Origin of the sequence: Pseudomonas sp. ICMP 10191, from assembly GCF_001467335.1 — a bacterium.
Lineage (GTDB): Bacteria > Pseudomonadota > Gammaproteobacteria > Pseudomonadales > Pseudomonadaceae > Aquipseudomonas > Aquipseudomonas cerasi.
Genome location: NZ_LKGW01000179.1, coordinates 101,303 through 121,764 on the forward strand (window position 1 = coordinate 101,303; position 20,462 = coordinate 121,764).

Annotated in this window: 20 protein-coding genes and 3 tRNA genes; 14 read left to right on the forward strand and 9 right to left on the reverse strand. The window is 59.4% G+C overall.

Going from position 1 to position 20,462, the window contains the following annotated elements:
- Positions 1 to 110: 110 nt before the first annotated feature.
- Together earP and AO388_RS25965 are read left to right on the forward strand one after the other, a co-directional pair.
- Positions 111 to 1,247: an elongation factor P maturation arginine rhamnosyltransferase EarP gene (gene earP / locus AO388_RS25960; protein WP_058417428.1), complete on the forward strand. Its 1,137-nt coding sequence runs from the start codon at positions 111 to 113 to the stop codon at positions 1,245 to 1,247.
- 99 nt (positions 1,248 to 1,346) lie between these two features.
- Positions 1,347 to 1,916: an elongation factor P gene (locus AO388_RS25965; RefSeq protein ID WP_002554550.1), complete on the forward strand. Its 570-nt coding sequence runs from the start codon at positions 1,347 to 1,349 to the stop codon at positions 1,914 to 1,916.
- 102 nt (positions 1,917 to 2,018) lie between these two features.
- Here AO388_RS25965 and AO388_RS25970 read toward each other — a convergent pair whose 3' ends face one another.
- On the reverse strand, positions 2,019 to 2,438 hold the full coding sequence (locus AO388_RS25970) for an organic hydroperoxide resistance protein (RefSeq protein WP_003434440.1): 420 nt from the start codon (positions 2,436 to 2,438) through the stop codon (positions 2,019 to 2,021).
- A gap of 212 nt (positions 2,439 to 2,650) precedes the next feature.
- On the reverse strand, positions 2,651 to 3,124 hold the full coding sequence (locus AO388_RS25975) for a MarR family winged helix-turn-helix transcriptional regulator (RefSeq protein ID WP_003369762.1): 474 nt from the start codon (positions 3,122 to 3,124) through the stop codon (positions 2,651 to 2,653).
- A 188-nt stretch (positions 3,125 to 3,312) separates the two neighbouring features.
- Between AO388_RS25975 and AO388_RS25980 the strand changes: the two genes are divergently transcribed.
- Complete coding sequence (locus AO388_RS25980) at positions 3,313 to 4,059, forward strand: sulfite exporter TauE/SafE family protein (protein ID WP_032703082.1); 747 nt, start codon at positions 3,313 to 3,315, stop codon at positions 4,057 to 4,059.
- On the opposite strand, the gene AO388_RS25985 is transcribed toward AO388_RS25980, so the two are convergent.
- Entirely contained in the window at positions 4,049 to 4,903 is an 855-nt protein-coding gene (locus AO388_RS25985) for a LysR substrate-binding domain-containing protein (protein ID WP_003434445.1), read from the reverse strand. The two genes, AO388_RS25980 and AO388_RS25985, sit on opposite strands and share 11 nt — an antisense overlap.
- A 94-nt stretch (positions 4,904 to 4,997) precedes the next feature.
- Here AO388_RS25985 and AO388_RS25990 point away from each other — a divergent pair, with 94 nt between their 5' ends.
- On the forward strand, positions 4,998 to 5,231 hold the full coding sequence (locus AO388_RS25990) for a DUF1127 domain-containing protein (RefSeq protein WP_058417429.1): 234 nt from the start codon (positions 4,998 to 5,000) through the stop codon (positions 5,229 to 5,231).
- A gap of 27 nt (positions 5,232 to 5,258) precedes the next feature.
- Here the strand turns inward: AO388_RS25990 and AO388_RS25995 are convergent, their stop codons facing one another.
- Positions 5,259 to 6,605 (reverse strand): class II 3-deoxy-7-phosphoheptulonate synthase, encoded by a 1,347-nt coding sequence (locus AO388_RS25995; protein ID WP_003418074.1) that lies wholly within the window; start codon positions 6,603 to 6,605, stop codon positions 5,259 to 5,261.
- 169 nt (positions 6,606 to 6,774) lie between these two features.
- Between AO388_RS25995 and AO388_RS26000 the strand changes: the two genes are divergently transcribed.
- On the forward strand, positions 6,775 to 7,536 hold the full coding sequence (locus tag AO388_RS26000; RefSeq protein WP_003369776.1) for a spermidine synthase: 762 nt from the start codon (positions 6,775 to 6,777) through the stop codon (positions 7,534 to 7,536).
- A gap of 420 nt (positions 7,537 to 7,956) precedes the next feature.
- Positions 7,957 to 9,663 (forward strand): DEAD/DEAH box helicase, encoded by a 1,707-nt coding sequence (locus AO388_RS26005; protein ID WP_170846046.1) that lies wholly within the window; start codon positions 7,957 to 7,959, stop codon positions 9,661 to 9,663.
- 90 nt (positions 9,664 to 9,753) lie between these two features.
- Here the strand turns inward: AO388_RS26005 and AO388_RS26010 are convergent, their stop codons facing one another.
- Positions 9,754 to 10,521 (reverse strand): DODA-type extradiol aromatic ring-opening family dioxygenase, encoded by a 768-nt coding sequence (locus AO388_RS26010; protein WP_003369780.1) that lies wholly within the window; start codon positions 10,519 to 10,521, stop codon positions 9,754 to 9,756.
- Between the two features lie 101 nt (positions 10,522 to 10,622).
- Between AO388_RS26010 and AO388_RS26015 the strand changes: the two genes are divergently transcribed.
- On the forward strand, positions 10,623 to 11,279 hold the full coding sequence (locus AO388_RS26015; RefSeq protein ID WP_058417430.1) for a thiopurine S-methyltransferase: 657 nt from the start codon (positions 10,623 to 10,625) through the stop codon (positions 11,277 to 11,279).
- A 430-nt stretch (positions 11,280 to 11,709) separates the two neighbouring features.
- On the opposite strand, the gene htpX is transcribed toward AO388_RS26015, so the two are convergent.
- Together htpX and AO388_RS26025 are read right to left on the reverse strand one after the other, a co-directional pair.
- A complete protein-coding gene (gene htpX / locus AO388_RS26020) occupies positions 11,710 to 12,597 on the reverse strand; it encodes a protease HtpX (protein ID WP_003369784.1) in 888 nt (295 codons plus the stop codon).
- A 265-nt stretch (positions 12,598 to 12,862) separates the two neighbouring features.
- Positions 12,863 to 14,074, reverse strand: coding sequence for a pyridoxal phosphate-dependent aminotransferase (locus AO388_RS26025; RefSeq protein ID WP_003314686.1), 1,212 nt, complete (start codon positions 14,072 to 14,074; stop codon positions 12,863 to 12,865).
- A 188-nt stretch (positions 14,075 to 14,262) separates the two neighbouring features.
- Between AO388_RS26025 and msrB the strand changes: the two genes are divergently transcribed.
- Positions 14,263 to 14,658 (forward strand): peptide-methionine (R)-S-oxide reductase MsrB, encoded by a 396-nt coding sequence (gene msrB, locus AO388_RS26030; protein WP_003434456.1) that lies wholly within the window; start codon positions 14,263 to 14,265, stop codon positions 14,656 to 14,658.
- Positions 14,659 to 14,715: 57 nt separating this feature from the next.
- Positions 14,716 to 15,201, forward strand: a complete 486-nt coding sequence (locus AO388_RS26035) for a glutathione peroxidase (protein WP_003369788.1) — start codon at positions 14,716 to 14,718, stop codon at positions 15,199 to 15,201.
- Positions 15,202 to 15,205: 4 nt separating this feature from the next.
- On the opposite strand, the gene AO388_RS26040 is transcribed toward AO388_RS26035, so the two are convergent.
- Complete coding sequence (locus tag AO388_RS26040) at positions 15,206 to 17,557, reverse strand: hybrid sensor histidine kinase/response regulator (protein ID WP_003369790.1); 2,352 nt, start codon at positions 17,555 to 17,557, stop codon at positions 15,206 to 15,208.
- Positions 17,558 to 17,642: 85 nt separating this feature from the next.
- Here AO388_RS26040 and AO388_RS26045 point away from each other — a divergent pair, with 85 nt between their 5' ends.
- Both AO388_RS26045 and AO388_RS26050 read left to right on the forward strand, forming a co-directional pair.
- The gene (locus AO388_RS26045; protein ID WP_003418057.1) at positions 17,643 to 18,533 is read left to right on the forward strand and encodes an ATP-binding protein; all 891 of its coding nucleotides are present in this window, start codon (positions 17,643 to 17,645) and stop codon (positions 18,531 to 18,533) included.
- Positions 18,530 to 19,012, forward strand: a complete 483-nt coding sequence (locus AO388_RS26050; RefSeq protein ID WP_003369796.1) for a GAF domain-containing protein — start codon at positions 18,530 to 18,532, stop codon at positions 19,010 to 19,012. Before AO388_RS26045 ends, AO388_RS26050 begins: the two co-directional genes overlap by 4 nt.
- On the opposite strand, the gene AO388_RS26055 is transcribed toward AO388_RS26050, so the two are convergent.
- Positions 18,984 to 19,784: a hypothetical protein gene (locus tag AO388_RS26055; protein WP_058417431.1), complete on the reverse strand. Its 801-nt coding sequence runs from the start codon at positions 19,782 to 19,784 to the stop codon at positions 18,984 to 18,986. The genes AO388_RS26050 and AO388_RS26055 overlap by 29 nt on opposite strands.
- Positions 19,785 to 20,088: 304 nt before the next feature.
- Here AO388_RS26055 and AO388_RS26060 point away from each other — a divergent pair.
- The 3 genes from AO388_RS26060 to AO388_RS26070 all read left to right on the forward strand — a co-directional run bounded on the left by AO388_RS26060 (position 20,089) and on the right by AO388_RS26070 (position 20,421).
- Positions 20,089 to 20,164: transfer RNA gene (locus tag AO388_RS26060), tRNA-Glu, on the forward strand.
- Between the two features lie 5 nt (positions 20,165 to 20,169).
- Positions 20,170 to 20,245, forward strand: a tRNA-Gly gene (locus AO388_RS26065).
- Between the two features lie 100 nt (positions 20,246 to 20,345).
- Positions 20,346 to 20,421, forward strand: a tRNA-Glu gene (locus tag AO388_RS26070).
- Positions 20,422 to 20,462: the final 41 nt, after the last annotated feature.

Below are 20,462 nucleotides of genomic sequence, written 5' to 3' on the forward strand. Positions count from 1 at the left end.
CCAGGCATGAAAACTGTGCAGCATGTTTGCCTGGCGGCACCAGGCTGGTGACAACGTGCCGTTCTGAACGACAATCAGCGTTTTTTGCCATCCAGCCTCAGGGAGTCAGGATGAAAGCCTCGTGGGATATTTTTTGCAGCGTAGTCGACAACTACGGTGATGCGGGTGTGACCTGGCGGCTGGCGCGCCAGCTGGCTGCCGAGCACGGCCTGCAGGTGCGTTTATGGATCGATGATCTGTCGGCTTTCGTTCGCTTGTGCCCCGGTGCAGATCCACAGGCCCGGCAACAGTGGCAAGAGGGCGTGAGCGTCTGCCAGTGGCCGACCGACTGGGTGAGTACCGATATTCCTGACGTGGTCATCGAAGCCTTCGCCTGCCGCTTGCCGACGCGCTACACCGAATCGATGCTGCAGCGTTCGCCAAGGCCGCTGTGGCTGAATCTCGATTACCTCAGCGCCGAAGACTGGGTGTCCGGCTGCCACGGCCTGCCTTCGCCACAGTCGAACGGTTTGAAGAAGTTCTTTTTCTTCCCGGGCTTTTCCGAGGCCACGGGTGGGTTGCTGCGCGAAGCAAACCTGATCGAGCAGCGTCAGGTGTTTCAGCGAGACATGGCTGCGAAACAGGGCTTTCTGAAGGGGTTGGGTATCGAAGCGTTGGCCGAGGCGCGGTTGATCTCGGTATTTGCCTATGAAAACCCCGCGCTCGGCAGTTGGCTTGACGTCCTGGCCAGCGACAACCGGCCGACGCATCTTCTGGTGCCGGAGGGACGCATTCTCGGCGACCTGCAGCGCTGGCTGGGTATCGACGATCCGCTGTACGCCGGGTTCATTCAGGTCCGCGGGGGGCTGACGGTTCAGGTCCTGCCGTTCATCCGTCAGGAGCTTTACGACCAACTGCTCTGGAGCTGTGATTTCAACATTGTGCGCGGCGAGGACTCGTTCGTGCGTGCGCAGTGGGCGGGGCGGCCGATGCTCTGGCACATCTATCAGCAGGAAGAAGACGCGCATCTGCCCAAGCTCGATGCGTTTTTAACGCTCTACCTCGCGGGTCTTTCCCCGGCGGCCGCTCAAGCGGTGAATCAGTTTTGGCAGCGCTGGAATGTCGGCGGCGACCTTGGCGAGTGCTGGACGGCACTGGCAGAACACTGGCCGCAGATCAAGCGACATGCCGAACGCTGGTGCCAGCAACAAGCCGCACAGACTGATCTTGCCACGGCGCTGGTGCAGTTTTATGTAAATTCGCTATGATACGCGGCCTTGATACAAGGCTCTGTACGAAAAAGGCCTGCGCAGGTTGTTTCTCGTACAGAGCCTTTGGTTAATTCCATCCAAATTCGGATATATGCAATGAAAACTGGTAAAGAGCTGAAACCCGGTACCGTGATCCGTCTCGAAAACGATCCTTGGCTGGTTCAGAAAGCTGAATTCACCAAATCCGGTCGTAACAGCGCGATCATGAAGACCAAGCTGAAAAACCTGCTGACCGGTTACAAGACCGAGATCGTTTACAGCGCCGACGACAAGCTGGACGACGTGATCCTGGATCGCAAGGAAGCCACCCTGTCGTTCATCAGCGGTGACACCTACACGTTCATGGACACCACTGACTACACCATGTACGAGCTGAACGCCGAAGACATCGAAAGCGTTCTGCCTTTCGTCGAAGAAGGCATGACCGACGTCTGCGAAGCCGTGTTCTTCGAAGACCGTCTGGTTTCCGTAGAACTGCCGACCACTATCGTGCGTCAGGTCGACTACACCGAAGGCTCCGCTCGTGGCGACACGTCGGGCAAGGTCATGAAGCCTGCCAAACTGAAAAACGGCACCGAGCTGAGCGTTGCTGACTTCATCGAAATCGGCGACATGATCGAGATCGATACCCGTGAAGGCGGTTCCTACAAAGGCCGTGCGAAGTAAGCATGGTTTTGTAACCCCGTTACGCAAAAAACCCGCATCGCTGCGGGTTTTTTTGTGCCTGGGATTCTTGCCGGACAGCGGTCACTCAGGCGTCCGACAGGATCAGACCGTTACATGCAGGCGCACATCGACGTTACCGCGAGTGGCGTTGGAGTAAGGGCAGACCACGTGAGCGGCATCGACCAGTTGCTGAGCGTCGGCTTGTTCCAGACCTGGCAGGCTGACATGCAGATCGATGTCCAGACCGAAACCGCCCGGGATCTGGCCGATGCCTACATGGGCGGTGATCGAGGTGTCTGCCGGAATGCTGCGTTTGCTCTGGCCGGCCACGAACTTCAATGCACCGATGAAACAGGCCGAATAACCGGCAGCAAACAGCTGCTCAGGGTTGGTGGCTGCGCCGCCAGCACCGCCGAGCTCTTTCGGGGTCGCCAGCTTGACGTCGAGAATCTTGTCGTTGGAGACAGCACGACCATCACGGCCGCCGGTGGCGGTTGCAACTGCGGTGTAAAGAGTGTCCATGATCTTTCCTCGTTCAATGAAGGTTTGATTGCGCTAAATACTTGCGCGCTAACTAATCGCAGGACAAAGGTAGTCCAGGGATAGTTTGCGCGCAAGCTAATTTTGCAAAAAAGTTCGAGGCTGGTCGTTGGCGGGCGAGGCAACAGGCTTGAAGGGCCTGCCAGACCTCACGCGTGGTGGCCGGGCATGACGAGAGCCGGGTAACGCTTTTTCTAGAGACTATGGTGCAGGTGCTCGCGCAGCTCCAGCAACTGGGCCTGCAGGTCGCGAAGCTTTTCCATGGTCAGCCCGCTCGACGAGAGAATGCAACCAGGTACGCTCAAGGCCTTTTGTTGCAATTCGCGTCCCTGTGCGGTGAGGTGAAGCAACACCACCCGCTCGTCTTCCTTGCTGCGCGTACGGCTGATGAAGCCTTCGCCTTCGAGGCGTTTGAGCAGCGGCGTCAATGAGCCCGGATCGGTAAGCAGACGCGTGCTGACGTCCCCTACAGTAAGCCCGTCCTTTTCCCACAGCACCATCATCGCCAGATACTGTGGATAGGTCAGCCCGAGCGCCTGCAGCAGCGGCTTGTAAACCTTGGTCATCATCAATGAGGTGGAATACAGGGCAAAACACAATTGGTTATCCAGCAGCAGCGAATCGCAATCGGCAGGTGCGGAGCGGGTCGGGCTTTCGTCGGCACTCATATCAGGTCCTCAAACTCAGTCGAATGAGTTTAACTTAGTGTTGCACTCTTTAATGCGCCAGATAATTTCGCTCGTGCATGCTCGAAGCGCCTGCATTGTGCGTGACGCGTGAAAAAAACGGCGTCATCGGGTGTCGGTCCAGAGCAGGACTGCGTAGCATTTGGTCATTGACCGGGTGGGGACGCAGTGTGATTGAAATTGTGATGTTTGTATTGCTGGGTGCAGCGATGGGCACCCTGGGAGGGTTGTTCGGCATCGGTGGTGGTCTTGTGGCAATTCCCGCGCTCGGGGTGCTGTTCGGTCTGGATCAGCAACTCGCTCAAGGGACCGCCTTGTTGATGGTCCTGCCCAATGTGTTGCTTGCCTTGTGGCGTTACAACCAGCGCAACCGGATTCTGCTGCGTAATGCGCTGATGTTGATCATCCCCAGTTTCATTTTTGCCTGGCTGACCTCACTGCTGGCGGTCCGCGTCGACCCGCAGGGCATGCGCCTGGGCTTCGTCGGTTTTCTGGTGGTGCTGACCGTGTTCAACGTTGCGCAGATGTATTGGCGCAGCAAGCAGGCCGCTGGCGGGTTGCGTCATGAGAAGTGGTTATGGCTCCTGGGCGTCGGGTCCGGCGTGACCGGTGGCCTGTTTGGCGTTGGCGGCGGGGTAGTGGCGACGCCGATCCTTACCAGCGTCTTCGGCACGACCCAGGTCGTGGCCCAGGGGCTGGCGCTGTCCCTGGCGGCGCCGAGCACCGGCATCACGCTGGTGACCTACGCGCTGCACGATCACGTCAACTGGTCGATGGGCATTCCGCTGGCCATCGGCGGCCTGGCCAGCATCAGTTGGGGCGTGAAACTGGCGCATTCGTTACCCGAGCGAACCCTGCGCCTGATGTTCTGCGTGTTTCTGGTGCTCTGTGCGGTCATTCTCGCGCTCAAGGTTTGAAACCGGCGATGATGTAATCGGCCATGCATTCGGTGATGGGCGAGGGATTTTCAGGGTTGCGCAGCAGGACGATGCTGGCGGTCGGCAACTGTGGCAATTGTTCCGCCTCGCCGAGGATACGCAAATCCGCTGTGGCCAGGCTCTGGAACTGTGCGGTGACTGCCAGGCCCGCGCTGACCACTGCGGTGATCGCTGCCATGCTCGAGCTGCTGTAAGCGATGCGGTAATCGCGCCCCGCGCCGTCCAGCGCATTGCAGGCCCAGTCACGACAGAAGCAGTGGGTGTTGAACATCGCCAGCGGAATGGGCGTTTGCTCATGTGGGGCAAAGCCGATGGCTTCCATCCACATCAGACGCTCCTGACGCAGCAGTGTGCCGATCTCAGTGCCGGGCTTGCGCGTGACGATGGTCAGATCAAGGTCGCGGCGTTGCAGCAGAAGGTCCGATGGCTCGCAATGCACTTCCACCTGAACCAGCGGATAGGCCTGGGCGAACTGCGCCAGAATGCCGGGCAGGAAGCGCATCACGTAATCGTCCGGCGAGCCGATTTTTACCACGCCGATCATGTGCGGCTCGCGCAAGGTGTTGAACACCTCGCTGTGCAGCTTGAGGATCCGTCGTGCGTAACCGAGCAGTACCTGGCCCTCGGCAGTCAGGTTCAGAACCCGACCTTCACGCTGAAACAGCGGGCGCTGCACGACGTCTTCCTCAAGACGCTTCATCTGCATGCTGACCGCCGACTGCGTGCGATTGACGGCTTCGCCTGCACGGGTAAAACCGCCGTGATCGGCAATCGCCACGAAGGTGCGCAACAGTTCGGTATCAATGCTCGGGTAGGTGGCCAATACATCAATCTCCCGGATGGAAGGCATAAGAAACATTCGTTGGATTGATCCTACGCCCGGCGAGAGACTTTCGTCATCCCAAATGGAGGGCAGGATGATGAAAGGTCAGAAACAATGCGTGTTGGTGGATGGGGTCAATGGAAGGGCGCAGTCAGGCGCAGTGTTCTCAGTGCTTAAGCGTCATCTGCAACGCTGGCTTGAACTGCACCGCCAGCGTCACTTGCTGGCGCAGATGAGTGACGGAACACTGAAGGACCTAGGTTTGAGCCGTGCCGACATTCAACAGGAAGCCGAGCGTCCTTTCTGGGACGACCCGCTCAAGCATTGAGCGGGCCGTTGCACCGGGGTTTTTTGTTTAGCGCCTGACCTGCTTGAGGGTCTCGGCAATCAGGAAGGCCAGTTCCAGTGACTGATCGGCGTTCATGCGTGGGTCACAATGCGTGTGATAGCGATCCGAAAGGCCATCTTCAGTGATCGGACGGGCGCCACCGATGCATTCGGTGACGTTCTGTCCGGTCATTTCGATGTGGATGCCGCCGGCGTATGTGCCCTCGGCCTGATGCACCTGGAAGAACTGTTTCACTTCGCCAAGGATCTGCGCAAAGTCACGGGTCTTGTAGCCACTGCTGGCCTTGATCGTGTTGCCGTGCATCGGGTCCGAGCTCCACAGCACCTTGCGGCCTTCGCGCTCGACGGCGCGGATCAGCTGCGGCAAGTGATCACCCACCTTATTGGCGCCCATGCGCGCGATCAGGTTCAGGCGGCCCGGGTCGTTGTCCGGGTTGAGGATGTCGATCAGGCGAATCAGGTCGTCGGTGTTCATGCTCGGGCCGACCTTGACGCCGATCGGGTTGTTGACCCCACGCAGGAACTCGACATGCGCGCCGTCCAGTTGGCGGGTACGGTCGCCTATCCACAGCATGTGCGCCGAGCAATCGTAGTAATCGTTAGTCAGGCTGTCGCGCCGCACGAAGGCTTCTTCGTAATTGAGCAGCAGCGCCTCGTGAGCGGTGAAGAAGCTGGTTTCGCGCAGTTGCGGCGAGCTGTCCATGCCGCAGGCGCGCATGAACGCCAGGGTTTCATCGATACGCCCCGCCAGTTGGCTGTATTTCTCGGCCAGCGCCGAGTTGGCGATGAAGTCCAGGTTCCATTTATGGACCTGATGCAAGTCGGCGAAACCGCCCTGAGCGAAGGCGCGCAGCAGGTTCAGGGTGGCAGTGGACTGGTTATAGGCCTGCAACAGGCGCTCCGGGTCCGGTACACGACTCTTTTCGTCGAACCCGATACCGTTGACGATATCGCCGCGGTACGCCGGGAGCGTCACGCCGTCGATGATTTCGTCGTTGGCCGAGCGTGGCTTGGCAAATTGCCCGGCCATGCGTCCGACTTTCACCACCGGGCAGCCGGCGGCAAACGTCATCACGATTGCCATCTGCAGCAGAACCTTGAACGTATCGCGAATCTTGGCGGCGGAAAACTCCATGAAGCTTTCCGCGCAGTCGCCGCCCTGCAGCAAGAACGCACGCCCCTGGGTTACTTCGGCAAACTGACGGCGCAACTCCCGGGCCTCGCCGGCGAATACCAGCGGCGGATAACTGGCCAGCGTCTGTTCGACCCTGTGCAGGTGCTCGGCATCAGGGTAGTGAGGTTGCTGCTGAATCGGCAGTGCCCGCCAGCTGTCGGGGCTCCAGGGTTGGCTCATTATTGGCTCTAGGGTTGTGCAATCGGATCGGCATGTTAGCAGTTCGTCGTTGCTCTGCCAGTCTGGGGCGGACCATTGGAGCGGCGCCGCACGCCACAACGTGTGACAAAGCCGCGCGCTTGCCCGACAATTCGTATTTTGCGCTCAGCGCAGACAACCAGGAACGGTGATGACGGAAGAGCGTGAGCGCGTAGAGCGGATCCTGGCCGAGGTCCACGACGACTTCGGCATGATTCGCGTGCTGGAAGTGGAGGACTACCGCTTTCTGGAGTTTGGCGATGCCATCGAGCAAAGCTGCACCTTTACAGCCGATCCGAGCTGGCTGGAGTACGACTACACCCGGGCGATGCTGATCGGCGCGCTGTGCCATGACGCGCCGGAAAGCGCGCTGTTTCTGGGGTTGGGTGCCGGCACGCTGACCCAGGCCTGCATGAAGTTCCTGCCGCTTGAAGACGTGGAGGTCATCGAGCTGCGCCCGGATGTGCCACGTCTGGCCATGGAGTTCATGGGGCTCGACGACGATCCGCGTCTGTATATTCGCATCGGCGATGCGCTGGACCTGCTGGACAGTACAGAGCCTGCCGACCTGATCTTTGTCGACCTGTACACCGATGTCGGGCCGGGGGTCGGGCACCTGGCCTGGAATTTCCTGCAGAGCTGTCAGCAGCGTCTGAATCCGGGCGGCTGGCTGATCATCAATCAGTGGGCCACCGACGACGGCAAGCCGCTCGGAGCTGCCCTGCTGCGCGGCTTGTACCACCGTCATTACTGGGAGCTGCCGGTGAAGGAGGGCAACGTCATTCTGCTCGTGCCGGCCGACCTGGATCAGACGCTGGATATCGACGCGTTGAGCGGGCGAGCCGAGGCACTTGCGGCGCATCTGGGTTACTCGCTGGCGTCGTTGATCGGGGCGATTCGTTCCGCGACCTGAGCAGGCGAAAAGTGAGGCGATTGTGCCGAAAACGGGGTGGGACAATTCGCCACACCTCGAAGGTCGGGATGCTGGCGATGCGCAGGAATAGGTTAAACGTTTAAGCAGTAATGCCCGCAATCTCGGGCCCGCGCCCCGATCAGGCGGCCTTCTGCCCGGCCTCAGGGCCTGCCGCCGCTCAAGAATGGCGCAACGTTTCGTAAAAAAAGACTCACTAAGGTGCGTATTTCCGGTATAGTGCGCGCCGGCCTTAACACGGCCCTCGTCAAGGTATTGCAGTTCCCCGAAGCCAGCTTCGGTTGCTTGTTCGCACAACGGACTAGCCTGGACGATCCATTCATCAAACGTTTTCGCAAATCCCCGCCGACAAAGCAGCCAGGGTGACCTCAAGGTCGTACACGGCACGCGCAGCTTTGAAGCATGGGTCTTTGCGGATGCACTAGAGGCAGACCCATGACCCAGGAAATCGGCGGCTTCGCCGCTCTCGAACTTCATCCCAATATCGTTGCAGCAGTCGTCGCCACTGGCTACGAAGAGCCTTCGGCCATTCAGCAGCAATCGATCCCGATTATTCTCGCCGGTCACGACATGATTGGTCAGGCGCAAACCGGTACGGGTAAAACCGCCGCGTTCGCACTGCCTATCCTGCATCGTATCGACCCGAGCAAGCGCGAGCCGCAAGCACTGATCCTGGCCCCGACCCGCGAACTGGCACTTCAGGTTGCCACCGCGTTCGAGACCTACGCAAAACAAATGCCGGGCGTGACCGTTGTAGCGGTCTACGGCGGCGCGCCGATGGGCCCTCAGCTCAAGGCTATCCGCAACGGCGCACAAATAGTCGTCGCTACCCCGGGCCGTCTCTGCGACCACCTGCGTCGTGACGAGAAAGTCCTGGCGACCGTGAACCATCTGGTTCTCGACGAAGCGGACGAAATGCTCAAACTGGGCTTCATGGACGACCTCGAAGTCATCTTCAAGGCCATGCCTGAGTCCCGTCAGACCGTACTGTTCTCGGCCACGCTGCCACAGTCGATCCGTGCCATCGCCGAACGCCATCTGCGCGATCCGAAGCACGTCAAGATCCAGACCAAGACCCAGACCGTTACCGCGATCGAGCAGGCTCACCTGCTGGTTCACGCTGACCAGAAAACCTCGGCCGTACTGAGCCTGCTGGAAGTCGAAGACTTTGACGCCCTGATCATGTTCGTCCGCACCAAGCAGGCGACCCTGGATCTGGCCAGCGCCCTTGAAGCCAAAGGCTACAAGGCTGCCGCACTGAACGGCGACATCGCCCAGAACCAGCGCGAGCGCGTTATCGAATCCCTCAAGGATGGCCGTCTGGACATCGTTGTGGCGACCGACGTTGCTGCCCGTGGCCTTGACGTTCCGCGTATTACCCACGTGTTCAACGTGGACATGCCGTACGATCCAGAGTCCTACGTTCACCGTATCGGCCGTACCGGTCGTGCCGGTCGCGAAGGTCGCGCACTGCTGCTGGTGACGCCTCGTGAGCGCCGCATGCTGCAAGTGATCGAGCGTGTTACCGGTCAGAAGGTTGCGGAAGTCCGCCTGCCGGATGCCCAGGCCGTTCTGGATGCACGCATCAAGAAACTGACCAACAGCCTGTCGCCACTGGTCGCTGATGCCGAATCGACTCACGGTGATCTGCTCGATCGTCTGACTGCCGACATCGGCTGCAGCCCTCGTGCCCTTGCCGCTGCACTGCTGCGCAAGGCTACCAACGGTCAGGCACTGACCCTGGCAGCCATCGAGCGCGAGCGTCCACTGGTTCCGAACAACGCCCCGCGCGGTGATCGTCCAGAGCGCAGCAGCGACCGTGGTGATCGTCCTGAGCGTGAGCGTCGTGCGCCGGTTCCATTGGCCGAAGGCCGTGCTCGTTGCCGTACCGCGCTGGGTGCGCGTGATGGTATCGCTGCCAAGAACCTGCTGGGTGCCATTCTCAACGAAGGCGGCCTGGCCCGCGAAGCGATCGGCCGTATCCAGGTTCGTGACAGCTTCAGCCTGGTCGAACTGCCGGAAGATGGTCTTGAGCGTCTGCTGACCAAACTCAAGGACACCCGCGTTGCTGGCAAGCAGCTCAAGCTGCGTCGCTATCGCGAAGACTGATCGGCTCTTGAGCTGATCGGCCAATAAAAAATCCCCGACTGGTTCGGGGATTTTTTTGCTTCGAATTCGGGCAGTCGGATGCTTTCGGGATCAATCGAAGCGGTAGATATCCATCCCTAGCGCGCCCATGGTGAAGCCCTGATAGGCAATGCCGAAGGCACCGCCAGCGCCGCGTGCGAAATACAGCGGTAGCAGGTGTTCGTCACTGGGGTGCGCTCTGGCCGCATGAGGAGCCAGGCTGCGGTAGTCGTGCAGTGCGGCTTCATCGTCGTCTTGTAGCTTGTCGATCATCCAGTCACGAAAGGCTGCAGCCCAGGGCTCGATACTTTCGGGGCCGGCGTTCCAGTCAAGGTCGCGCAGGTTATGCGTGATGCTGCCTGAACCGATGATCAGCACACCCTGTTCACGCAGGCTGGCCAGTGCCCGGCCCACGCGGGTCTGCAATTGCGGCCCCTGGCGGCTGGGCAGCGAAACCTGCACCACCGGAATATCGGCGTCCGGGTACATAAGCGACAACGGCACCCAGACGCCGTGGTCGAAGGGACGTCTGCTGTCGATGCGTGCAGGCAGGTTACTGGCGGCAAGCAGTTCAACCACCTCGCGCGTCAGCTCCGGCAGCCCTTGCGCCGGGTACTGAACTGCAAACAATTCGGGCGGAAAGCCACCGAAGTCATGCCATGTCTCGGGTTGTGGATTGCCGTTGACGATCAGTTCATGACTTTCCCAGTGGGCAGACACCATCACGATGGCGCGAGGCCGCGGCAGGCTGGCAGCCAGTCGCTTCAGGGCCGGGCCGCTTTCGCCGGGTTCCAGCGCCAGCATGGGGGAGCCATGGGAAATAAACAGGCTGGGGAACATTTAAAGCTCCAGAATAGAGGGATGACTCATAGTCGGTCATTTTTATGATCTAAATCTAATATAAGTTCTGGCGCTTTTTTATCGAATTTTCAGGAGGTTTCATGCAGGCGGATTTTTGGCTGCAGCGCTGGGGTGCCGGGCAGATCGGCTTTCACCAGTCAGAGGTCAATAAGGACCTGCAACAATATTGGTCCTCGTTGAATGTTGCGCCAGGAGCGCGGGTTCTGGTGCCGTTATGTGGCAAGAGCCAGGACATGAGCTGGCTGAGGGGGCAGGGGTATCATGTGGTGGGCGCCGAGCTCTCCGAGGCGGCGGTAGAGAGCTATTTCACTGAGCGTAGTGAGCGGCCGCACATTACGTCACATGGCGACTTCAAGGTCTACGCTGCGCCGGGTATCGAAATCTGGTGCGGTGATTTCTTCGCGCTGACTGTGCTCGATATCGGTCATTGCGCGGCGTTTTACGACCGCGCCGCGATGATCGCCTTGCCAGCGGACATGCGTGAACGCTATGTGCGGCAGCTTGAAGCGCTGATGCCGCAGACGTGCAGTGGTTTGCTGATCACCCTGGAATACGATCAGACCCTGCTCGAAGGCCCGCCCTTCTCCGTGCCGCACACATGGCTGCACAGGGTCATGTCAGGGAACTGGGAGGTCACCAAGGTTGGTGGGCAGGATACGCTGCACAGCAGTGCCAGGGGGTTGAAGGCCGGATTGGAGCGTATGGATGAGCATGTTTATGTGTTGGAGCGTCTGTGACTCTGAGAGCGCAGGCCTCCCGACTCTCACTTCCGTTGCTGTGCGTTGAGTCAATTCTTGGAGGCAGCACAACGTCATGCCTTGTCCATAGTCACTGCACACAAAAGCGCTTTTTTATCGCGATCGCACTGACGACGCAAATTGCGACGTTAGTGACGGCTGAGTCCTGGCGCTGATCCGGGGGTAACTCGGCAGGACGCCGAGTTAGCCGCACCGGGCCATGGATGGCCCGTTGCGGCGACCCCCGGATCAATGACAGGGCGAAGGAACCCGACGAAGTCGGGCCGGAAACAGGAGCGAGGGGATTTGCCTACTTTGGCCCCATCAAAGTAGGTCGCCGAGGGGCGAAAAGGTGACCTGAGTCGAACCTCATTTCCCCTGACAAAGAAAAACCAGCGTCTCACGCGGAGCGTGGGTGCGACCATCTGATTCAACCGCGGCGGCGCAGGGCCTCGATGCGTTGCTCCAGCGGCGGGTGGCTCATGAACAGGCCGGCGAGGCCTTTCTTGAGGCCGGCGTTGATACCGAAGGCAGTCAGGCTGTCGGGCATGTTCACCGGTACGCCCTGTTCGGAGCGCAGGCGTTGCAGCGCACCGATCATGGCACCCGTACCCGCCAGTCGCGCACCGGCATCGTCAGCGCGGAATTCGCGTTTGCGCGAGAACCACATGACGATGGCGCTGGCCAGAAAGCCCAGTACCAGCTCGGCAAAGATCGTCGTGATGTAGTAAGCGATGCCCTGACCGTTTTCAGTCTTGAAGATCACCTTGTCGACGAAATTACCGATGATGCGGGCGAAGAACATCACGAAGGTGTTCACCACACCCTGCACCAGCGCCAGCGTCACCATGTCGCCGTTGGCGACATGGCCGATTTCGTGCGCCAGTACGGCTTTCACCTCATCCGGCGAAAAGCGCTCGAGCAGGCCTTGGCTGACCGCGACCAGTGCATCGTTCTTGTTCCAGCCCGTGGCGAACGCATTGGCTTCGTACGCCGGGAAAATACCGACTTCCGGCATCTTGATGCCCGCGTCGCGGGACAGTTGTTCCACGGTCTGCAGCAACCATTGCTCATGGCGGGTGCGAGGCTGGCTGATGATCTGAGTACCGGTGCTCATCTTCGCCATCCACTTGGAGATGAACAGCGAGAACAGCGAGCCCGCGAAACCGAACACAGCGCAGAAAACCAGCAGCTGATTGAGGTTCAGATCAACCCCGTTGGCCGCCATGAACCCATTGAAGCCAAAAAGGCTCAGGGTGATGCTGGCAATCAGCACGACCGCAAGGTTAGTGGCCAAAAACAGCAAAATGCGCATCATGGTCGAAACGTTCTCCTCAGGTAAATATGTAACTCGATGCCGGGTATATAAGGTGATGCTTGCTGCTATTCAACAGAGGGACTATTTCAAACTGTGTCCTCTGGTCGCAATCAATGCTAATCCCGCAAGGCTGAACGGCGCCTGAGCCAGAGTGGTCGATGCCTGAAGCGTTTACGGCAGGAGGTTCATGCTGTTTCGGGCAGACAGAAATAAACTGCCCCGAGCGGGTCGGGGCAGAGAGGTCAGGCGAGAGGGCTCTGGCTGTTTACTGCCGATAACCCTTCAGGAAATTGCCGATGCGACCAATGGCCTGCTCCAGCTCATCGACGCGGGGCAGGGTCACGACGCGGAAGTGGTCAGGGTACGGCCAATTGAACGCAGTACCCTGAACCACCAGCAGCTTCTCGGAAAGCAGCAGGTCGAGGACGAACTTCTCGTCGTTGAGGATCGGGCAGACCTTCGGGTCAATGCGCGGGAACGCATACAGCGCGCCCATCGGCTTCACGCAGCTGACACCGGGAATGTCGTTGAGCAGTTCCCAGGTGCGGTTGCGCTGCTCCAGCAGGCGGCCAGGAGGAAGAATCAGGTCGTTGATACTCTGATAGCCGCCCAGTGCAGTCTGAATGGCGTGCTGGCTCGGTACGTTGGCACACAGGCGCATGTTGGCCAGAATGTCGATGCCTTCGATGTAGCTCTGCGCGTTGTGTTTCGGCCCGGAAATGGCGATCCAGCCGGAACGGAAGCCCGCAACCCGATACGACTTGGACAGACCGTTGAAGGTCAGACACAGCAGGTCCGGTGCCAGCGAGGCGGTGCAGATGTGCACTGCGTCGTCATAGAGAATCTTGTCGTAGATTTCGTCGGAGAACACCACCAGATTATGCTGGCGAGCCAGCTCCAGCATGCCCAGCAGTACTTCGCGCGAGTACACCGCACCCGTCGGGTTGTTCGGGTTGATGATGACCATCGCCTTGGTGTTCGGGGTGATCTTGGCCTTGATGTCTTCAAGATCCGGCCACCAGTTGGCCTGCTCGTCGCACAGATAATGCACCGGGCTGCCACCGGACAAGGCGACAGCAGCGGTCCACAGCGGATAGTCGGGGGCCGGAACCAGCACTTCGTCGCCATTGTTGAGCAGCGCCTGCATCGACATCACGATCAGCTCGGACACGCCGTTGCCCAGGTAGATGTCTTCGATGCCGACGCCTTCGACCTGCTTCTGCTGGTAATACTGCATTACCGCCTTGCGGGCGCTGAACAGGCCCTTGGAGTCGCTGTAGCCCTGCGCAGTCGGCAAGTTGCGGATCACGTCCTGCAAAATTTCGTCCGGCGCCTCGAAACCAAACGGTGCCGGGTTGCCGATGTTCAGCTTGAGGATGCGATGGCCTTCCTCTTCCAGGCGTTTGGCGTGCTTGAGCACCGGCCCGCGAATGTCATAGCAGACGTTTGCGAGCTTGTTCGATTTGTTGAACTGCATGGTGATGATCCCGAAAATGGACGAGCTGTCGCCGGCTTGCAATGAAGGTCGCTACATTCGCCATGAAAATGGGTTTGTGTACGACAAACGCGGGTGCCAGACTGACGTCTGACCTGGCGCAATGATACGTGCCACCTGATCTGCGGAAAAGGTACAGATCAGGGTTTTTCGAATTCGGAGGTGTACCCGTGGAAAAGTTGCAGAAAACGCTGGAAGAGTGGAAACAGATGCTCGACCCGGAGCAGTACAACGTCTGCCGTCTGAAAGGCACCGAGCGGCCGTTCTCCGGCAAGTACAACGAGACAAAGACCGACGGCATCTATCACTGCATCTGCTGCAATGAGCCGCTGTTTGATTCCACCACCAAGTTCGATTCAGGCTGCGGCTGGCCCAGCTTCTATGCGCCGCTCGAGGGCAGTGCGGTGGTCGAGGTTCGCGATATGAGCCACGGCATGATTCGTACCGAAGTGGTCTGCGCCAAATGTGATGCGCACCTGGGCCACGTGTTTCCGGATGGACCGCCACCCACCGGCCTGCGTTATTGCATCAATTCGGTATGCCTGGATCTGGTGCCACGCACCTAGACGTCTTGCAGATTCAGTCACCGCCCTGTTCCAATTTCAGTATCGAGGCCTCCTTTGATGAGTGAAAACCTGCTGAGCATCCCGGTCACGACGATCAAGGGCGAACAGAAAACCCTCGCTGATTTTTCCGGCAAGGCGTTGCTGGTGGTCAATACCGCCAGCAAATGTGGCTTTACCCCTCAATACAAGGGGCTGGAGAAGCTCTGGCAGGACTATCGGGATCAGGGGCTGGTGGTGCTGGGCTTTCCCTGCAACCAGTTCGGCAAGCAGGAGCCAGGCGACGAGGGAGCGATTTCCGGTTTTTGCGAGCTTAACTACGGCGTCAGCTTCCCGCTGTTCAAGAAGATTGATGTGAACGGCGAGCAGGCCCATCCATTGTTCGTGCAGCTCAAGCAGCAGGCTCCCGGTTTGCTGGGTACGGAGCGCATCAAGTGGAATTTCACCAAGTTCCTGATTGGCCAGGATGGCCGGCTGGTCAAACGTTTTGCGCCACTGACCAAGCCCGAGGAACTGACGGGAGACATCGAGGCGCTGTTGCGTTGAGCCTTCAGTCGATGCCGGTAATGGGTATCCACTGATCCAGAATGCTGACCAGTTCGGCACGCCGGAACGGCTTGGCCAGATAGTCATTCATGCCCGCCGCCTTGCAGCGCTCGCGTTCATCGGGCATGGCATTGGCGGTAAGAGCGACGATCGGCAGGTTCGGCCAGCGGCCACTGCTGCGGATCTGGCGGCTGGCTTCATAGCCGTCCATGACCGGCATGTTGCAGTCCATCAATACCAGGTCGAAATGGCCCTGCTCCAGCTGTTCCAGGGCTTCGCCGCCATGGCTGCTGATGATCACTTCACAACCCAGCTTGCCGAGTATGCCCTTGGCGACCAGTTGATTGACCGGGTTGTCCTCCACCAGTAACACCCGCGCCAGACGTGGCGCAGTGTGTTCGAGCGCCTGTGTGTCCTTGAGGCCCGTTTCTTCCTGACCCAGTATGCGCCGCAGTGTGTGGTAAAGCGCGTTGCGCGCCAATGGCCGGGCCTGCTGTTGCAGCGGGGCCAGGGCGGCGACCTGTTCGCCAGGCATGAAGTTGCCATAGGCGGTTACCAGCAGGATCGGCACGGGCGTGGTGGGGCGAATCGCGAACAGGCACTCGGGGCAGTCGGTAATCACCAGGTCCGGGCTGCTGTCGAGATCCACGGCTTCCGGGCGATCGTCGATGCTGCGTCGCTTGAGGTCGACGCCCCAGAACGGCAGCAGACTGCCAAGCAGCTCCACCAGGCCGCTGCCTGCCGAACTGACCACGGTCACCCGGCCTTTGAGCGGGGTCTGAGTGACCGCGGCCACGTGCACCGGCAGCGGCAGTTCGGCGCAGAACTGGCTGCCGAAGCCGGACTGTGACTGGATGCTCAGCGTGCCATTCATGGCCTCGCAGAGGTTATTGGTCAGCGCCAGGCCGAGTCCGGTGCCGCCGTACTGGCGGGTGATGGCGGTTTCAGCCTGGGTGAACGGCTGGAAGATTCGGGTCTGCGCGTCCTGCGCAATGCCGATGCCGGTGTCGCGGACTTCGATGCGCACCCGGTTTTCACCGGAGCTGGCGTCCCGATGGTGAGTCAGACGCACATCCACACGCCCGAAACGGGTGAATTTGAGGGCATTGGACAGCAGGTTGCTGACGATTTGTCGCACCCTGGTCGGATCGCCGGTGACCATGGCCGGGAAGTCCGGGGCGATCAGGCAGGTCAGTTCCACGCTGGGCGCTGCGTTCTGCGACAGCAGGTTGGCGGTGTCCTCGATCAACATCCCCAAGTCGAAAGGAATGCGTTCGATCTCCAGGTGACCGGCATCGAACTTTGACATGTCGAGAATATCGTTGAGCAGCTCGACCAGCACCTTGCCGGAGTCGTGGGCGATCATCAGTTGCTGGCGCTGTTCGGCACTCAGCGGACTGTCCAGCGACAGTGCCAGCATGCCCAGCAGGCCGTTGAGCGGGGTGCGAATCTCATGGCTCATGTGCGCCAGAAACGCAGAGCGCGCGTGAGCCATGTCCAGTGCGGTACTGCGCGCTATCTGCAGTTCTTCATTGGACTCGCGCAGGCGCAGGTTGCTGGCCTTGAGCTCGTTGGTGCGCGCCGAAACGATGTTTTCCAGTTCGTTGAGGTGGTCGGTCAGCCGGTCCTCGGCCGCGCGTCGCCTGGAAAACTCGCTGCTCATGGTTTCAAACTGACGGTTGAACGTCTCGACCAGCACGCCGATTTCATCCTGGGCATGGTAGGGCGGGCAGGTTATTTTCCCCTGGTCAGGGTTGCGCGGATCGCGACTGCTCAATTCGCGGATCACCCTCACCAGTGGCTTGGTCAGGGTCGCGTAAAACAGAATGGTCAGAATCCCGGCCAGCGCCAGGCTGCGGACAAAGCCGTTGAGCAGGGTGATTTCAGCGCGTTGCAGAAAATGGCTGCCGAACGCGAAGGTGTCCACGGTCAGGTACAGTGTGCCGATGGTTTCATTGGGCAGGTGATTGAGGTGCAGCTTTTCCTGAAACTGCCGGCTTTCGCCGAACAGCCAGTCGCTGAACACCCGATAACGCCCGGTGGCCATCGGACGCTCGACGCTGGAGAGCACGGCGTCGTTGTTATCGGTAAGCCTGGCGCTGACCACGGCAGGGGAGCGCAGCAGGCCGAGTGTGAGTTCCTGGGCCAGCTCGGAGTCGATGTTGTAGGCGATGCGCGACGCCGGGTTCTGAATGATTTCCAGCAGTGACTTGATTTCACGATTGATGGAAGCGTCTTCGCTGGCATAATCGATTGCAATCTGAAACAGGCTCAGCAAGGTCCCCAGCACGAAGCCGATCGATACAGCCAGGCGCGCCTGCTTGAACGACAGCCTGTTTTTGAGCGATATATCCATGAGTACTGCCACTTCTGGTGCCCGGTGCCGGCCAAGCATAGCTGATCGGCACCGCTGACTAATCAGTTAAATATAAGGAGATCCCGTGGATTCTCGGTTGGATGCTTTTCTGCAGCGCGCCGACGCCGTGCTGGCCCGACTGGAACCCTTGCTGCCAGCGCTGCGCGAGCCGGTCGACTGGTCGCAGGCACTGGCCGCGCGCTGGGTGCGAGAAGGCCGCAGCGGTTACCTGATGCCTTTGCAGGTGAGCCTGGATACACGCCTGACCGATCTGATCGGCGTCGACCTGCAACGTGATCAGTTGGGGCGCAATACCCGTCAGTTTATCGATGGGCTGCCTGCCAACCATGCCTTGCTGTGGGGTTCGCGCGGTACCGGCAAGTCGTCCTTGATCCGCGCGCTGCTGGCCGAGTACGCCCCGGCCGGCCTGCGTCTGATCGAGATCGAGCGTGATCATCTGGGCGACTTGCCGCGTGTGGTCGAACAACTGCACAAGCTGCCGCAGCGCTTTGTACTGTTCTGCGATGACCTGTCGTTCGAGTCGGGCGAGGGCGATTATCGCGTACTGAAAAGTGTGCTCGACGGCTCGCTGGAGCAGGCACCGGACAACGTGCTGCTGTACGCGACCTCCAACCGTCGTCACCTGGTGCCCGAGAAGGAAAGTGACAACGTTGACTGGAAGCACGTTGACGGCGAACTGCACCCCAGTGAGGCCGTCGAAGACAAGATCGCCTTGTCTGACCGGTTCGGGCTGTGGCTGTCGTTTTATCCGTTCACTCAGGAACATTATCTGAACGTGGTCGAACACTGGATCACGCAATTGGCGCAAAAAGCCGGATTGCAGTGGCAGCGTGACGAAAACCTGGAAAAAGCCGCGATTCGCTGGGCAACCGCGCGCGGCAATCGCAACGGCCGCTGCGCCTATCAATTTGCACGTTACTGGGTAGGACTTGAATTGTTGGAGCAACACACATGATTGATTTGCAAAACACCGGTGCGGGCCTGGACGGCTACGGTCTGTTGGCCGCCCAGCTCGAAGCCCTGCTGGCCGACGAGCGCGATTTCATCGCCAATGCGGCGCAGTTCTCGGCGTTTCTCTATACCCAGCTCGACGATCTGAACTGGGCGGGCTTTTACCTCAATCGCAATGAAGAACTGGTACTGGGGCCGTTTCAGGGGCAGATCGCCTGCGTGCGCATTCCTTTCGGTCGCGGCGTTTGCGGGGCGGCCGCGCAGAGTCGGCAAACCCAGCGCGTTGAGGACGTTCACGAGTTTCCCGGACACATTGCCTGCGACAGCGCATCGAACAGCGAGTTGGTGGTGCCATTGATCAAGGACGGGCGTCTGATCGGCGTTCTGGACCTGGACAGTCCAAGCGTGGGGCGTTTCAAGGAGGGGGATCAGGCAGGGATCGAGCGTCTCGCGGCTATCTTTCTGGCATCGACCGACTGCTGAGCCAGTCGGCCTGNCAATCGTAGATGACTTTCTTCTTCCATTCCGACTCGGTGTCGTCCTGCTTCAGGCCTTCGGTCAGTGCGTTGTCGTCGTCTTCGGTCGGTGCGGTGTTGGTCAGCACTACCGAGTTGGCACGGGCCAGTTGTTTTTCCATCGCCAGCAGCTGCTGTTGATAAGTAACCGGGTCCGGCTGGTTGCGCAAATACTGTACGCCGCGCTCGAACGCCAGACGTGCCTGGCCTGGCTGATCCTGAGAAAGTGCGGTCTGGCCAAGGTTGTTGAAGAACTCGATGTGCAGATTGACCAGAATCGTGCGGATTTCACGGATCCAGTGTTTCGCTTCGCTGGTCTGCAGGAAACCGTCATGTGCAGCGCGCGTCACCTGACCGTGCAGGGCTTCCAGCAGAAAACGCACGTCCTTGGCCTTGGCTTCGGTCTGGATCGGTGTGACCGGGTTGGGTATGTCGATGCCTTCGCCCTTGGCAATCTGCTGTTCCAGTTCGCCGATGCGGTGCTTGAGCTGAGCGTTGCCTTTCTCCATGTTCAGCATGCGCTGTACAACGTTCAGCTCCAGCCGCGTCAGCAACAGCTTCAAGGCGGGTGACATCAGCTGACCCGGGAACACTTCGGTGATCTCGCTGCAGCGACGCAGGCGATCCCCGAGTTCGACCTTGGTGCGAGCCTTCTCCAGTTTGCCGTTTTCAGCGACGTGATTCAGGTAGCCGATCGCGATGAGCAGTGCGATACCTGCTACTACCATCAGCGTGATCATGAGTGGAGTCACTGTGCAAACCTCATTCGTTCAATTAGTTTTAGTGCGAGTGTAGTGGCTAAGCACTACTGCGCATAGATGTCCCTCTCGGAGTTTGTCGGCATCTCTTCTATATAGATTAGGGGAGATTGATCAGCCGGGCGCCCGGCGACAGCCGGTCAGCGTCAGAACGGCATCGAAGTTATTGATTTCAATAAATTTTCACATGGGGGTTGACGACCCCTCAATCCATCCATAGAATGCGCGCCACTTACAGCGTAAAGCACACAGCGTAGCGCAAATAAGTAGTGAATGTTGTACGTGTGTCCCCTTCGTCTAGTGGCCTAGGACACCGCCCTTTCACGGCGGTAACAGGGGTTCGAGTCCCCTAGGGGACGCCATAATTGCGGGAATAGCTCAGTTGGTAGAGCACGACCTTGCCAAGGTCGGGGTCGCGAGTTCGAGTCTCGTTTCCCGCTCCAATTTTAAGCAGCTTTGCCTTAGGGCAGGGTTGAGTGAAACCAGAACACGTCTTCGGATGATGTCTGGAACTGAAACACACACCATTGTGTTTCAGGCAGTGTCCCCTTCGTCTAGTGGCCTAGGACACCGCCCTTTCACGGCGGTAACAGGGGTTCGAGTCCCCTAGGGGACGCCATNNNNCCGCTCAACAGAGCGGCGTTTTTGTTTGTGCGTTTT